The sequence below is a fragment of the Streptomyces sp. bgisy130 genome (assembly GCF_057708345.1).
In genome coordinates, this window is the sequence record NZ_JBYISA010000042.1 from 45247 (window position 1) to 58421 (window position 13175).

General features: G+C 70.8%; 14 protein-coding genes. 8 read left to right on the forward strand and 6 right to left on the reverse strand.

Annotation, left to right across the window (positions count from 1 at the left end; genetic code table 11):
* Positions 1 to 393: 393 nt before the first annotated feature.
* Together AC3EUV_RS33190 and AC3EUV_RS33195 are read right to left on the reverse strand one after the other, a co-directional pair.
* Positions 394 to 1566 carry an S-adenosylmethionine:tRNA ribosyltransferase-isomerase gene (locus AC3EUV_RS33190; protein WP_432146211.1) on the reverse strand — a complete coding sequence of 391 codons (1173 nt, stop codon included), beginning with the start codon at positions 1564 to 1566 and terminating at the stop codon, positions 394 to 396.
* Positions 1563 to 2444, reverse strand: a complete 882-nt coding sequence (locus tag AC3EUV_RS33195; protein WP_435604531.1) for an SDR family NAD(P)-dependent oxidoreductase — start codon at positions 2442 to 2444, stop codon at positions 1563 to 1565. The genes AC3EUV_RS33190 and AC3EUV_RS33195 overlap by 4 nt, the downstream gene beginning before the upstream one ends.
* 186 nt (positions 2445 to 2630) lie before the next feature.
* Between AC3EUV_RS33195 and AC3EUV_RS33200 the strand changes: the two genes are divergently transcribed.
* The 3 genes from AC3EUV_RS33200 (at position 2631) to AC3EUV_RS33210 (ending at position 4942) form a co-directional block, all read left to right on the forward strand.
* A complete protein-coding gene (locus AC3EUV_RS33200; protein ID WP_432146213.1) occupies positions 2631 to 3776 on the forward strand; it encodes a GAF domain-containing sensor histidine kinase in 1146 nt (381 codons plus the stop codon).
* 19 nt (positions 3777 to 3795) lie between these two features.
* Positions 3796 to 4491, forward strand: coding sequence for a response regulator (locus AC3EUV_RS33205; protein WP_432146214.1), 696 nt, complete (start codon positions 3796 to 3798; stop codon positions 4489 to 4491).
* 208 nt (positions 4492 to 4699) lie between these two features.
* Entirely contained in the window at positions 4700 to 4942 is a 243-nt protein-coding gene (locus AC3EUV_RS33210) for a chaplin (RefSeq protein WP_432146215.1), read from the forward strand.
* 276 nt (positions 4943 to 5218) lie between these two features.
* Here the strand turns inward: AC3EUV_RS33210 and AC3EUV_RS33215 are convergent, their stop codons facing one another.
* Positions 5219 to 6034, reverse strand: coding sequence for a hypothetical protein (locus AC3EUV_RS33215; RefSeq protein ID WP_387247013.1), 816 nt, complete (start codon positions 6032 to 6034; stop codon positions 5219 to 5221).
* Positions 6035 to 6124: 90 nt separating this feature from the next.
* On the opposite strand from AC3EUV_RS33215, the gene AC3EUV_RS33220 reads away from it, so the two are divergent.
* The 4 genes from AC3EUV_RS33220 to AC3EUV_RS33235 all read left to right on the forward strand — a co-directional run bounded on the left by AC3EUV_RS33220 (position 6125) and on the right by AC3EUV_RS33235 (position 9329).
* Entirely contained in the window at positions 6125 to 6937 is an 813-nt protein-coding gene (locus tag AC3EUV_RS33220) for an ABC transporter ATP-binding protein (protein ID WP_387247015.1), read from the forward strand.
* Positions 6938 to 7041: 104 nt separating this feature from the next.
* Positions 7042 to 7455: an NfeD family protein gene (locus AC3EUV_RS33225; protein ID WP_042161519.1), complete on the forward strand. Its 414-nt coding sequence runs from the start codon at positions 7042 to 7044 to the stop codon at positions 7453 to 7455.
* 101 nt (positions 7456 to 7556) lie between these two features.
* Positions 7557 to 8498, forward strand: coding sequence for an SPFH domain-containing protein (locus tag AC3EUV_RS33230; protein ID WP_432146216.1), 942 nt, complete (start codon positions 7557 to 7559; stop codon positions 8496 to 8498).
* 63 nt (positions 8499 to 8561) lie between these two features.
* Positions 8562 to 9329 (forward strand): sulfite exporter TauE/SafE family protein, encoded by a 768-nt coding sequence (locus tag AC3EUV_RS33235; RefSeq protein WP_435604532.1) that lies wholly within the window; start codon positions 8562 to 8564, stop codon positions 9327 to 9329.
* A gap of 18 nt (positions 9330 to 9347) precedes the next feature.
* On the opposite strand, the gene AC3EUV_RS33240 is transcribed toward AC3EUV_RS33235, so the two are convergent.
* From AC3EUV_RS33240 to AC3EUV_RS33250, 3 genes are all read right to left on the reverse strand, one after another.
* Complete coding sequence (locus AC3EUV_RS33240; RefSeq protein WP_435604533.1) at positions 9348 to 9878, reverse strand: HNH endonuclease; 531 nt, start codon at positions 9876 to 9878, stop codon at positions 9348 to 9350.
* A gap of 390 nt (positions 9879 to 10268) precedes the next feature.
* Positions 10269 to 10808 (reverse strand): YbhB/YbcL family Raf kinase inhibitor-like protein, encoded by a 540-nt coding sequence (locus AC3EUV_RS33245; protein ID WP_432146219.1) that lies wholly within the window; start codon positions 10806 to 10808, stop codon positions 10269 to 10271.
* 42 nt (positions 10809 to 10850) lie between these two features.
* On the reverse strand, positions 10851 to 11633 hold the full coding sequence (locus AC3EUV_RS33250; RefSeq protein ID WP_432146220.1) for a sporulation protein: 783 nt from the start codon (positions 11631 to 11633) through the stop codon (positions 10851 to 10853).
* A 168-nt stretch (positions 11634 to 11801) separates the two neighbouring features.
* On the opposite strand from AC3EUV_RS33250, the gene AC3EUV_RS33255 reads away from it, so the two are divergent.
* Positions 11802 to 12458: a DNA-3-methyladenine glycosylase gene (locus AC3EUV_RS33255; RefSeq protein WP_435604534.1), complete on the forward strand. Its 657-nt coding sequence runs from the start codon at positions 11802 to 11804 to the stop codon at positions 12456 to 12458.
* The last annotated feature ends 717 nt before the right edge of the window (positions 12459 to 13175 follow it).

The following is a 13175-nucleotide window of genomic DNA, read 5'->3' on the forward strand; positions in this document are numbered from 1 at the left end:
GTCGCACGGGCCTTGAGCGGGGCGAACGCCGAGTTTTCCGACCACGGCGCCGAGCGACGAAAGCCATTCTTAGCGGCAGGAAATTGCCCCGGCAAAGGTGTGACGTACGATGCGACTTAGTGGAACCACGGTGCGGAATATTCCGTCCCGGATAGAAGCAGCCCAGCTCACACCGTATTTACGGTTCCACTACCCCCGCTCGTAAGTGACCTGCGTCCTATGGGCGGCGTCACAGTGGCTACGGGTTTGTCTCGCCAGACGTAATTGCAAATGCACAGCCTGTATGTGTCGGAACTCGCCCGCGACTCAATCGAGGGACTTTCTGGTCAAAACGGACACTTCGCATTCCGGTGCGGGGAAAGTGGGCCGGAATCACCCGCGGCCCCCCGGAGCTCAGTCCGGCAGCACCAGATGCAGATCCCCGAATTCGTGCCACAGGTAGCGCCGCCGCACCGCCGCCGCGTAAGCGCGCCGCAGCGCCTCTCCGCCCGACGTCCCCGCCGTCGCCGACGCCACCGCCTCCAGCATCAGCAGATGGGAAGCGGTGGGCTCGTGCAGCCCGGTGAGCAGGCCGTCCACCGCCCGCACCCCGCGCTCCGGCGTCACCACCAGATCCGTCCAGCCGGCCGCGGGCCGTACCCGCCCGTCCGGACCGGCCGCCGACTCCAGGGCCCGTACGGCCGTGGTCCCCACCGCCACGATCCGCCCGGCCGGGGTACCGCCCGCCGCCCGGCCCTGCCGCACCGCCGCCCTGCGCCGCGCCCGTGCAGCGTTCACCAGCCACGCCGTGACCGGCGGCACCACGAACCGCTCCGGGTACGGCGGCTCGAACGCCTCTGCCGACGCGACCCCCGTGTCCAGCGCGACCGGCGCGAACTGCACCCCCTTGCTCACCAGCCGCGCCACCAGCTCTGCGGTGAAGGGACGGGCGGCGCTCGGCATCTCCGCGCTGCCGCCGCCGGGCGCGTCCACTGCGAACACCGTCTGGTACGCGGCCAGCGGCTGGTCCCGGTCCGTGTAGCCGTAGCGGATCGGCCGCCCGTGGCGCCGCATCAGCTCCGGCACCCGCGCGCCCGTCACCCGCGCCCACCACAGCCGTACGCCCCCGGGGTCCACCGGCGCCTCCAGGGCCAGCCGCGCCCCGCCGGGCAGCCGCACCACGGTGCCCGCCGGGCCGCCCGCCCGCGGCCGGGTGCTGCCGTGCCCGTCCGGGCTGCGCAGCTCCACCGCCCAGCGGCCGGCCGCCGCCCGGCCCGCCGGATGCCACCGGTCGCCCCGGGTTGAGAAGTGCACCACCACCGGCTCGCCGCGCCCCCGGCCGTCCCCGGCCCGGCCGTCCACCGCCGCCGGCAGCGTCCGTGAGGTGTTCACCACCAGGACGTCCCCGGCCGCCAGCAGCTCCGGCAGCTCCGCGAAGCTGTGGTGGCCGACCTCGGACGCGCCCCGGCTCACCAGCAGCCGTACGGCGTCCCGGCCCAGACCGGGCCCCCGCTGCTCGGCGGGGACCCGGGCCGACAGCTCGTCCGGGACCCGCGGCAGATTCGCGATCACCCGATCCGCGATCACCGGGAGCTCACCCCGCCGGGCGTGGCCGCCGCCGTATACCGCCCGCTGGGGGCGCCGCCGTCCAGCAGCCGCAGCAGCCCCGGAACCACCGTCCCGGGCAGCGGGCGCCCCGAGGCGTCGTCGTCCGGGACGGCGGCCGCGTAGAGATCGGTCCGCATATCGCCCGGGTCCACCCACCACACCCGCAGCCCCGGTTCCTCCACCGCGAGCACCGCCGACTGCTGGTCCAGTGCCGCCTTGGTGGCCCCGTATCCGCCCCAGGTCGGATAGCCCTCGACGGCCGCATCCGAGCTGATGTTGAGAATCGCCCCACCTGTCCCTACATAAGGGTACGAATCGGACGAACCGGCATTTCGGGCATTACTGGTATTGGGGTGTGAATCGTATGCCTTGTCATTGCCGTCACCGCCTCCCGAAAGGGCGCCATCTATATAGGGAGCGACTTCCTCATACGACGGCGAATAGGAGGACATGCGCAAAAGGGGCAAAGCTTCCTGAACGAGTCCCAGTGGCGCCACCACATTCACTTCCAGCGCCGCCCGCAGCCCGTCCAGCGGATGGTCCGCCAGCCGCACCAGCGGCTCGGCCCCCAGCACGCTCGCGTTGTTCACCAGCAGATCGAGCCCGCCCAGCTCACCGGCCGCCGCCACCAGCGCCGCCCGGTGCCCGGCGTCCGCCACGTCCCCGGGCAGCGCCACCACCCGTGGCGCCGTCCCCCGCCCCGCCCCTTCTCCCGCCCCGCGCAGCTCCCGTGCCGCCTCCTCCAGCGGCCCCGCCGACCTGGCGTCCACCACCAGATCCCAGCCCCGCCCGGCCAGCGCCGCGGCGAGCGCCCGGCCCAGCCCCTTCGATGCCCCCGTGATGATCGCCACCGGCATGATCACATCCCCTTTCGGCCCGGACCGGGACCCCGGCCCTCGCCCTCACGGTAGGAACGGCACCGCGCCCCGGGCGTCGGCCGCCGGACCGGCCGTGGCCAGGGCATTCGGCCTAGGCCGGGGGGCGTAGGCGGCAGCCGTCATCGGACCGATACGGGCTGGTCGCGCCGCCGGTACGGTGAGCCCATGACCAATGGACCGGGGGCCGGGATCCCCGCGGTGAGCACCGCGATCCTGGCGATGAGCAGGCATCTGGAGGTGCGCGACGTCCTCAAGACGATCGTGGCCTCGGCCCGCGAGCTGCTGGACGCCGAGTACGCCGCCCTGGGGGTGCCCGACGATCACGGCGGCTTCGCCCAGTTCGTGGTGGACGGCGTCAGCGCCGAGCAGTGGAAGGCCATCGGCCCGCTGCCCCGCCAGCACGGCATCCTCGCCGCGATGCTGCACAACGCCACCCCCGAGCGGCTCGCCGACGTCCGGACGGACCCGCGCTTCGGCGGCTGGCCCGCGGCCCACCCCGATATGTCCGACTTCCTCGGTCTGCCGGTCGCCGATGGTGACGAGATCCTCGGCGCCCTCTTCCTGGCCAACAAGCGCTGCCCCAAGCCGGCCGGCCGCTGCGGCTTCACGGAGGAGGACGAGCGGCTGCTCGGGATACTCGCCCAGCACGCCGCCATCGCCCTGACCAACGCCCGCCTCTACGAGCGCAGCCGCGAGCTCACCATCGCCGGGGAGCGCGCCCGGCTCGCCCACGAGCTGCACGACGCCGTCGCCCAGAAGCTCTTCTCGCTCCGCCTCACCGCCCAGGCCGCCACCGCCCTGGTCGACCGGGACCCGGCCCGCGCCAAGGACGAGCTGCACCAGGTCGCCGCGCTGGCCGCGGAGGCCGCCGACGAACTGCGGGCCGCCGTCATCGAACTGCGCCCCGCGGCCCTGGACGAGGACGGCCTGGTCGCCACCCTGCGCTCGCAGGTCCAGGTCCTGGACCGGGCCCACTCCGCACGGGTCACCTTCGAGGCCCACGGCGTCCGGGCGCTGCCCGCCGCCCAGGAGGAGGCCGTTCTCCGGGTGGCCCAGGAGGCGCTGCACAACGCCCTGCGGCACTCCGGCGCCAAGACCGTCGAGGTGAGCCTGGCCCGCGACGGCCAGGGCGCGCTGCTGCGGATCGCCGACGACGGCTGCGGTTTCGACCCGCGCGCGGTCCGCCGGGCCGGCCGCCACCTCGGCCTGGTCTCGATGCACGACCGCGCCGGCGGCGTCGGGGGGAAGCTCACCGTGGAGTCGGAGCCCGGCAAGGGCACCGCTGTGGAGATGGAGGTGCCCGGTGGCTGAGAGAGACAGGGACGGTGCAATGGGGCGTCCCCGGGACGACGGCCGGGAGCGTCCGGGCCGCCGGGCGACCGGCGAGGGGCGGGCCATCCGCGTCCTGCTCGTCGACGATCACCAGGTCGTGCGCCGCGGGCTGCGGACGTTCCTGGAGGTCCAGGAGGACATCGAGGTGGTGGGGGAGGCGTCCGACGGGGCCGAGGGCATCGCCGCCGCCGAGGAACTGCGCCCCGACGTGGTCCTGATGGACGTCAAGATGCCCGGCATGGACGGCATCGAGGCGCTCCGCAAGCTGCGCGAACTCGACAACCCCGCCCGGGTGCTGGTCGTGACCAGCTTCACCGAGCAGCGCACCGTCGTCCCGGCGCTGCGCGCGGGCGCGGCCGGCTATGTCTACAAGGACATCGATCCGGACGCGCTGGCCGGCGCCATCCGCTCCGTACACGCGGGCCATGTCCTGCTCCAGCCGGAGGTGGCCGGCGCGCTGCTCGCCCAGGAGGAGAACAACGGCGGCCAGGGGCGCGGTACGTCACTCACCGACCGGGAGCGCGAGGTCCTCGGCCTGATCGCGGACGGCCGCTCCAACCGTGAGATCGCCCGCGCGCTGGTGCTGTCCGAGAAGACCGTCAAGACCCATGTCTCCAACATCCTCATGAAGCTCGACCTCGCCGACCGCACCCAGGCCGCCCTGTGGGCCGTACGGCACGGCATCGGGGCCTGACCGCCGTACGGGAGAACCGCAGCCCCGCGGTCTCCTGTACGGCCCCGGCGCCCTTGTACAACGACAGCAAGCGGAATGTCGTCTTCAGATCCGAGATTCATACTGTCGTGTAGCCGTAGCCCGTTTGGCGTATCCCTTCCCGGGCCGGGCCGTTGTCCAGTGCAGCCGTGGCGGCTGGCCACGGCAACGGCAACGAGGAGCTAGAGAAGTGAAGAACATCAAGCGCGCAATGGCCGTCACGGTGGCGGCGAGCGGTCTCGCCCTCGCGGGCGCCGGCATCGCCTCGGCGCACACCCCGCAGGCGCAGGGCGGCTCGGTGGACTCCCCGGGCATCGTCTCCGGCAACAACATCCAGGTCCCGGTGCACGTCCCGGTGAACGCCTGCGGCACCACCGCCACCGTCATCGGTGCGCTCAACCCCACCTTCGGCGCCCCCTGCCTCAACCCCTGAGCAGGGGCCTGCCCGCAGGATCCGGCTGACCCGCGCGACGCCACGGTCCGCGCGGGTCGCCCCGGACCGGCCCGCCCCTCAGGGCGCGGGGCCGGTCCCCTTCCTCCGCCGGCGTTATGTGTCGTCGGTGCGCTCAACCCCACCTTCGACAACATCAGCTCCCACAACTGAGGTTGTCCGATCTGGGATGCCCGGCTCCGCCTGCCCAGAGCCGTGCGCCCCACTTCGGCACGGGCCCCGTCGACCACACAATGGTCCGGCGGGGCCTGTCCCGTTTCAGCCCCGGTTCCGCTCCCGCTCCTCCACCGCGGAGTTGTACGCCGCCACCTGCGCCCGCCGGGCCGTACGCTCCACCGGCCGCAGCGCCTCGGCACGGGCCGCGATCTCCGACGAGCTCACCGCCGCGCCATGCTCCCGGCCGTCCCCGCCGGCCTGCTGCGCGATGCCGATCAGCGCACCGACGCGCTGCGCCAGCTCCAGCACCCGCACCGCACGCGGCGGATACCCCGGAGCGAGCACCTGCCGTCCGGCCTCCGCCCGCGCCCGGTACGCCGCCAGCGCCGCCTGCGCCACCGGGCCGGACCCGGCCACGTCCAGCCGCGAGAGCAGCGCGGTCGCTTCCTGGAGCGCCTCCGCCAGCTCCCGCTCCGCCTCGCCCAGCGACGGCACATCGGCGGGCGGCGCCTCCCGCACCGGCAGACAGCGCCAGACCACCTCCACATGCACATCGGGCCCGGCGCCGCCCTCCGGCCCGGCCTCGTACGTCTCCGGAATGAGCCCGAGCCCGGCCCCCGAGGCGATCACCGCCTCCTCGGCCTCCAGAGCCCGCGCGTTGAATTCCGGCGGTCCGCACAGTCCCAGCGGATGGCCGGGCACCGGCAGCGCCACCCGCAGGCCGACCGCCCCCAGGGCCCGCAGCCGCCCCAGCGCGAGTGTCAGCCCGACCGGCGCCGCCTCTCCGGGCAGGCCCTCCACGCGGTGCACCGCATCGTCGTCCGCGATCCGATGCGCGGCTTCATCAGGTGAGACAAGTCCGGCCAAAAGGGCATTTCCCCATGCTGCCAGCCGTCCTGAACGAGGTTCATCGAGCATGGTCCCCAGCCTAGGGAAGAGCACCGACAACGAGTGGCGTAGGTTTGCAGGGGGGCTGCGCCTACAGGTGTACGCGACGACCGAGAAGCAATGGGAGACAACGCGCTCATGAGCGATGTGCTGGAGCTGGTGGACGTATCCGTGGTCCGCGAAGGACGGGCTCTGGTGGACCAGGTCTCCTGGTCGGTGAAGGAGGGGGAGCGCTGGGTCATCCTCGGCCCCAACGGGGCGGGCAAGACCACCCTGCTGAACCTCGCCTCCAGCTACCTCTTCCCGAGCTCCGGCAGCGCCTCGATCCTCGGCGAGCAGCTCGGCAAGGTCGACGTCTTCGATCTGCGCCCGCGCATCGGCATCGCCGGTATCGCCCTCGCCGACAAGCTCCCGCGCAGCCAGACCGTGCTCCAGACCGTTCTCACCGCCGCGTACGGCATGACGGCCAGCTGGCAGGAGAACTACGACGACATCGACGAGCAGCGCGCCCGGGCCTTCCTGGACCGCCTCGGCATGACCGCCTACCTGGACCGGAAGTTCGGCACCCTCTCCGAGGGCGAGCGCAAGCGCACCCTGATCGCCCGCGCCATGATGACCGACCCCGAGCTGCTCCTGCTGGACGAGCCGGCCGCCGGCCTCGACCTCGGCGGCCGCGAGGACCTGGTGCGCCGCCTCGGTCGCCTCGCTCGCGACCCGTACGCCCCCTCCATGATCATGGTCACCCACCATGTCGAGGAGATCGCCCCGGGCTTCACCCACGTTCTGATGATCCGTCAGGGAAAGGTGCTGGCCGCCGGCCCGCTCGAACTCGAGCTGACCTCCAGCAACCTCTCGCACTGCTTCGGCCTCCCGCTGGTCGTCGAGCGCAACGGCAACGACCGCTGGACGGCGCAGGGTCTGCCCCTGACCTGAGCGCCGCCGCCCGGCCAACTTGAGGCGCCAGGTCCCCACCGCTGACCGATCGTGCCCTGTCCCGGGCCGCCGCACGGATCTACCATGAAGCCGTGGATCCATGGGTGTGGTGGCTGATCGCCGCCGTAGGACTGGGCATTCCCCTCGTCGTGACCGCGATGCCCGAATTCGGGATGCTCGCGGTCGGCGCCGTCGCAGGCGCCGTCACCGCAGGCGTCGGTGGCGGCACCGTCCTGCAATTCATCGTCTTCGCCGCCGTATCGGTCGCGCTGATCGCGGTCGTACGCCCCATCGCCAACCGCCATCGCGGCCAGAGCCCCCAACTCGCGTCCGGAGTCGACGCGCTGAAGGGCCGCAGCGCCACGGTCCTGGAGCGGGTCGACGGCGGGGGCGGCGGCCGCATCAAACTCGCCGGCGAGGTCTGGTCCGCCCGCGCCCTCGACGGCAACCAGGTCTACGAGCCCGGCCAGCAGGTCGACGTCGTCGAGATCGAAGGCGCCACCGCTGTCGTCATCTGACCCCAACACGCTGCGCGACGAGCCACGTCTCTGAAAGACTGATCAACGGCAAGCCGGTCGCCGGCCGGCACGGACCAGCAACGAAGGGCACGGGAGCCGCTGTGGAACCGATCATCATCGTCCTGATCATCCTGGTGGTGCTCGTGTTCATCGCACTCATCAAAACGATCCAGGTCATCCCACAGGCCAGCGCCGCCATCGTCGAACGGTTCGGCCGCTACACCCGCACCCTCAACGCCGGCCTGAACATCGTCGTCCCGTTCATCGACTCCATCCGGAACCGCATCGACCTCCGCGAGCAGGTCGTCCCGTTCCCGCCGCAGCCGGTGATCACCCAGGACAACCTGGTCGTGAACATCGACACCGTCATCTACTACCAGGTGACCGACGCCCGCGCCGCGACGTACGAGGTCGCCAGTTACATCCAGGCCATCGAGCAGCTCACCGTCACCACGCTGCGGAACATCATCGGCGGTATGGACCTCGAACGGACCCTGACGTCCCGCGAGGAGATCAACGCGGCGCTTCGCGGCGTCCTCGACGAGGCCACCGGCAAGTGGGGCATCCGCGTCAACCGCGTCGAGCTGAAGGCCATCGAGCCGCCGACCTCCATCCAGGACTCGATGGAGAAGCAGATGCGCGCCGACCGCGACAAGCGCGCCGCCATCCTCCAGGCCGAAGGTGTCCGGCAGTCCCAGATCCTCACCGCCGAAGGTGAGAAGCAGTCCTCGATCCTGCGCGCCGAGGGTGAGGCCAAGGCCGCCGCTCTGCGCGCCGAGGGCGAGGCCCAGGCGATCCGGGTGGTCTTCGAGTCGATCCACGCCGGAGACCCGGACCAGAAGCTGCTCTCCTACCAGTACCTCCAGATGCTCCCGAAGATCGCCGAAGGCGACGCCAACAAGCTCTGGATCGTGCCGAGCGAGATCGGCGACGCCCTCAAGGGCCTCGGCGGCGCCATCGGCAACTTCAACCCGACGGGCGGCGGCGGTGGCTCCATCCCCAAGCCCAGCTCGCCGAACCGTGAAGCACCGCCGATCGACTGACACCGCCGCGCCTCTGGTGCATGATCGGTCGGAAGCGTACCGATCATGCACGGGGGAATTCGCGTGACCATCTGGGAAGCCGTCGCCGTCCTGGCCGCCGGAATCGGCGCCGGCACGATCAACACCGTCGTCGGGTCCGGCACCCTGATCACCTTCCCGGTGCTGCTCGCCTTCGGCGTGCCACCGGTCACGGCCAACGTGTCCAACACCCTGGGCCTGGTGCCCGGTTCGATCAGCGGCGCCATCGGCTACCGCCGCGAACTCGCCGGCCAGCGCGGCCGGATCCTGCTCTTCGCCGCCTTCGCCCTCGTCGGCGGCCTCGGCGGCGCGATCCTGCTGCTGGCGCTGCCCTCCCAGGCCTTCGACACCATCGTCCCGGTGCTGATCGCCGTCGCGCTCGTCCTCGTCGTCGTGCAGCCCCGGCTCGCCGCGATGATCCGCGCCCGACGCGAGCGCAACGGCACCACCGCCCACCGCTACGGCGGGCCGGCCCTGCTTCTCGGCCTGATGCTGGCCAGCGTCTACGGCGGCTACTTCGGCGCCGCGCAGGGGGTGATCTACCTGTCCCTGATGGGCGTGCTGCTCCATGAGGACCTCCAGCGGATCAACGCCCTCAAGAACGTCCTCGCGGCCGTCGTCAACGGCGCGGCGGCGGTCCTCTTCCTCTTCGTCGCCCACTTCGACTGGACCGCCGTCGCGCTGATCGCGGTCGGCTCGACCCTCGGCGGCCAGCTCGGCGCGAAGGTGGGCCGCCGTCTGCCGCCCACCGCCCTGCGCGCCCTCATCGTCGTCGTCGGACTGCTCGCCATCACCCAACTCCTCCTCAAATAAGGCGAGTCGGGTGATGGCTCACGCGGCGGCCGGACCGGCCCCGGGCTGCGCGGGCAGCGCCAGCCACTCCGGCAGCGCCTCCCGCACCGACACCCCCAGCGTCGACAGCAGCGCATCCGCCGGCGTCGGCTCGAACGGCCGCCGCAGCAGCTGCATCCCCGCCTGCTCGGGCGTCCGGTCCGCCTTGCGGTGATTGTCCTCCGCACAGGAAGCGACGGTATTCAGCCAGGTGTCCCCACCGCCGTGCGACCGCGGAACGACATGGTCCACGGTCGTCGCCCGGCGCCCGCAGTACGCGCACCGGTGCTGGTCACGCACCAGTACCCCGCGCCGGGACCACGGCGCCCGTTGTCGGAACGGCACCCGGACATATCTGCTGAGTCTGATCACTTGCGGTACCGGCAGATCCACCGAAGCGGCACGGATGCGCAGCCCCGGGTGTGCGTGCTCGACGACGGCCTTGTCCTGCATGACCAGTACCACCGCCCGCCGCAGCGACACCGTCGACAGCGGCTCGAAGCTCGCATTCAGCACCAGCGTCTCGCGCATCCCGTCCACCTCCCGGACCCGCTCCGCCCCCGCGGCGAAGTTGCTCCACTGTGCAGCGCCAGGTATTCCCCGAACAACGCAATTTCCGCACGCCACAAGGGAAATGGAGGACGATCGGCAGATGAAAAAGAGGTGCTCCGAAGGCGCCCGCGCGGCACGAAAAGCGTGCGCTCCGGGTCCCACCCCCGTGAAACACGCGGGACCCGGAGCGAACGGCAGCCGGCGAGGACGCCCGAGACACGTAGGGCTCCGACAAGCAGCCGGCGACACACCTGCGCCCCGCCGCTCCCGCCACTGCGGTACCAGCTGCCCGACGCCCTTCTTACGGGGCGGCGGCACGGACACCACTCTGCGTGCGGGAAGCGCCGGGGCGCAACGGAATTACGGCGCTCAGCCTGCCGCCGGCACCTCGTACTCGGCGATCAGCTGGGCCCGCCCGAGGGTGTGGAACCGCAGATTGAAGCCCACCACCGCGGGCGAGGCATCCGCGTCCGGACCGAGCTTCTCCTGGTCCACCGCATAGACGGTGAACACATAGCGGTGCGGACCGTCCCCGGGCGGCGGCGCCGCGCCACCGAACTCCCGCGTCCCGTAGTCGTTACGGACATGAACGGCGCCCTCGGGCAGCCCCTTCATCTCTCCGGACCCGGCACCGGCCGGCAGCTCCGTCACCGACGCCGGAATGTCGAACAGCGACCAGTGCCAAAAGCCGCTGCCCGTCGGCGCGTCCGGGTCGTAGCAGGTGACGGCGTAGCTCTTCGTCCCCGCGGGCGCACCCTCCCACCGCAGCTGCGGCGAACGGTTCCCCTCGGCGAAGACCTGCTCCGGCCGCAGCGTCCCGCCCGGCTCCACCTCGTCGCTCAGCACCGTGAACTCCGGCACCGGCGGATGGAAATCGTGCGGGAGCGGCCGCCGCTTCAGCTCGGACACTGCAACACCTCCTGGTCGCTTGCTGACACCTGTCCGGCCAGGTTAGAGCCAGTTCCGCTTACCGCCGACCTCCGCCAGCCACTGGTTGAGGTAGGCCGCCCAGTCGGTCCCCTGGAAGTCGTTCAGCCCGACCGTGAACGACCGGAAGGTGTCCGACCCCTCGCTGAACAGCCCCGGCTTCTTGTCCATCTCCAGGACGACGTCCATCTCCCGGTCGTCCGCCACGAACGACAGCTCGACCTGGTTGAGCCCGCGGTACTGCTGCGGCGCGTGGAACTCGACCTCCTGGTAGAACGGCAGCTGCTGCCGCGTCCCCCGGATGTGGCCCTGCTCCAGGTCAGCGGCCTTGAAGCGGAACCCGAGGCGCCCGAACGCGTCCAGAATCGCCTGCTGCGCCGGCAGCGGGTGCACATTCACCGGGTCCAGGTCACTGGAGTCCACCGCACGGGCGATCGCCAGCTCCGTCGTCACCCCGACGCTCATCCCGTGCAGATGCGTCCCCAGGAACGTGGTGATCGGCGTCTCCCACGGGATCTCCAGCCCGAACGGGACGGTGTGCGCCGCCCCCGCCTGCACGGTGAACTCCCCGCCCAGCTGCACCTTGGTGAACTCGACGTTCCGCTTGTACTCCTCCTCGCCGCTCTCGACCTCGACGCGCGCCTGGAGCCCGACCGACAGCCCCTGGATCTCCTGGGGCACCGAACCGCCCTGGATCCGCACCTCGCCCTGCACGACCCCACCAGGGACCACGTTCTCCTCGAAGAGCACCGTCTCCACCGACGCGCCCCCGGCCCCCAGGCTCGCCAGCAGCTTCTTGAATCCCATGCTCGTCCTCCCCAGGCGGAACGCCTGTGCTTTGTCCAGCGCGCCGAGATGTCGGCTTGATTCCTACGAACGCGAAACCGCGCAAGCCGGTTCCACGCCACACCTTCCCAACCCTGGCGCTTCCATGGCCAGCCGCCCTCTCCCACGGCTCCACTACGCTCGGTCCGCATGACCGACGTACCGGAACGTATGCCGCTCACCCGTGACTTCTTCGACCGCCCCGTCGTGGACGTCGCCCCCGACCTGCTGGGCCGGACCCTCCTCCGCAACACCCCCGAGGGCCCGATCACCCTCCGGCTCACCGAGGTCGAGGCGTACGACGGCGAGACCGACCCCGGCTCCCACGCCTACCACGGCCGCACCGCCCGCAACGCCGCCATGTTCGGCCCGCCCGGCCATGCGTACGTCTACTTCATCTACGGGATGTGGTTCAGCCTCAACGTGGTCTGCGGCCCCGAGGGCCGGGCGAGCGGTGTCCTGCTGCGCGCCGGCGAGATCCTCACCGGCACCTCCCTGGCCGCCGGCCGCCGCCCCAAGGCCCGCAGCACCAATGAACTGGCGAAGGGCCCGGCCCGCCTGGCCACCGCCCTCGACATCGACCGCACCCTCGACAGCACCGACCTGTGCACCGGCGGCGCTGCCCCCCTCTCCCTGCTCCACGGCGAGCCACCGGCCCCCGAGCGGGTACGCAACGGCCCGCGCACCGGTGTCGGCGGCGACGGCGCGGACCACCCCTGGCGCTATTGGATCGCCGACGACCCCACCGTCAGCCCCTACCGCCGCCACGTCCCCCGCAACAGGCGCCGCGCCACGTCCGCAACTTGACTCCGTGTGGCGAACCGCCTAACGTGGCCCGAGCCGCTGGAGACGGGCAGCGCTATCTGCGCAGACCGCCAGGCGGCACAACCAACTACTCTCAACGATTCCCTGACGGGTCCTCTTTCGCGTTGCCGAAATTCGACCCCGCCGACCCGATTATGAGTCGCCAGGGAAAGCCGCTAAAGTAGTAACCCGCCGAAAGGGCAGCAGTAAATAACTGCTCCGAGGCGGACCTCCGACGGAAATCGGAACCGGAATCGAAACGAATCCGGATCTGTTAGAGTCGGAAAGGCCGAAAAGTGAAAGCCAAACGGCCGAGCCCGCTCCAACAGGGCGCCAGAGACGGAAACAGATCTGGTAAGGTTGGAAACGCGAAGAAGCCGAAAGGCGGAAACGCACCGGCGAAAATCAGGCCCGCAAGGATCTGATAGAGTCGGAAACGCAAGACGAAGGGAAGCGCCCGGAGATCCTGGTGAAACAGGAACAAAGGAAGCGTCCGTTCCTTGAGAACTCAACAGCGTGCCAAAAGTCAACGCCAGATATGTTGATACCCCGTCGACCGGAAATATCCGGGAGATGAGGTTCCTTTGAAAGTCCTGCCGACACCATGTGTGACGGTAGGCAATACACAGCGAGGACGCTGTGAACAACCGGGCCTATTCCGTCTGGTTGTTCCGCTCAACGCGAGTGTCACCCGCAGTTTTTAATTAAACGCAGTCGGGA

Bases quoted from the DNA above. Each gene is read 5' to 3' on its own strand.
- AC3EUV_RS33255 (WP_435604534.1), top strand. From the start codon at position 11,802: ATGACCGACGTACCGGAACGTATGCCGCTCACCCGTGACTTCTTCGAC.
- AC3EUV_RS33240 (WP_435604533.1), bottom strand. From the start codon at position 9,878: ATGCGCGAGACGCTGGTGCTGAATGCGAGCTTCGAGCCGCTGTCGACG.
- AC3EUV_RS33220 (WP_387247015.1), top strand. From the start codon at position 6,125: ATGGGAGACAACGCGCTCATGAGCGATGTGCTGGAGCTGGTGGACGTA.
- AC3EUV_RS33205 (WP_432146214.1), top strand. From the start codon at position 3,796: ATGGGGCGTCCCCGGGACGACGGCCGGGAGCGTCCGGGCCGCCGGGCG.
- AC3EUV_RS33250 (WP_432146220.1), bottom strand. From the start codon at position 11,633: ATGGGATTCAAGAAGCTGCTGGCGAGCCTGGGGGCCGGGGGCGCGTCG.
- AC3EUV_RS33195 (WP_435604531.1), bottom strand. From the start codon at position 2,444: ATGCCGGTGGCGATCATCACGGGGGCATCGAAGGGGCTGGGCCGGGCG.
- AC3EUV_RS33215 (WP_387247013.1), bottom strand. From the start codon at position 6,034: ATGCTCGATGAACCTCGTTCAGGACGGCTGGCAGCATGGGGAAATGCC.
- AC3EUV_RS33200 (WP_432146213.1), top strand. From the start codon at position 2,631: ATGACCAATGGACCGGGGGCCGGGATCCCCGCGGTGAGCACCGCGATC.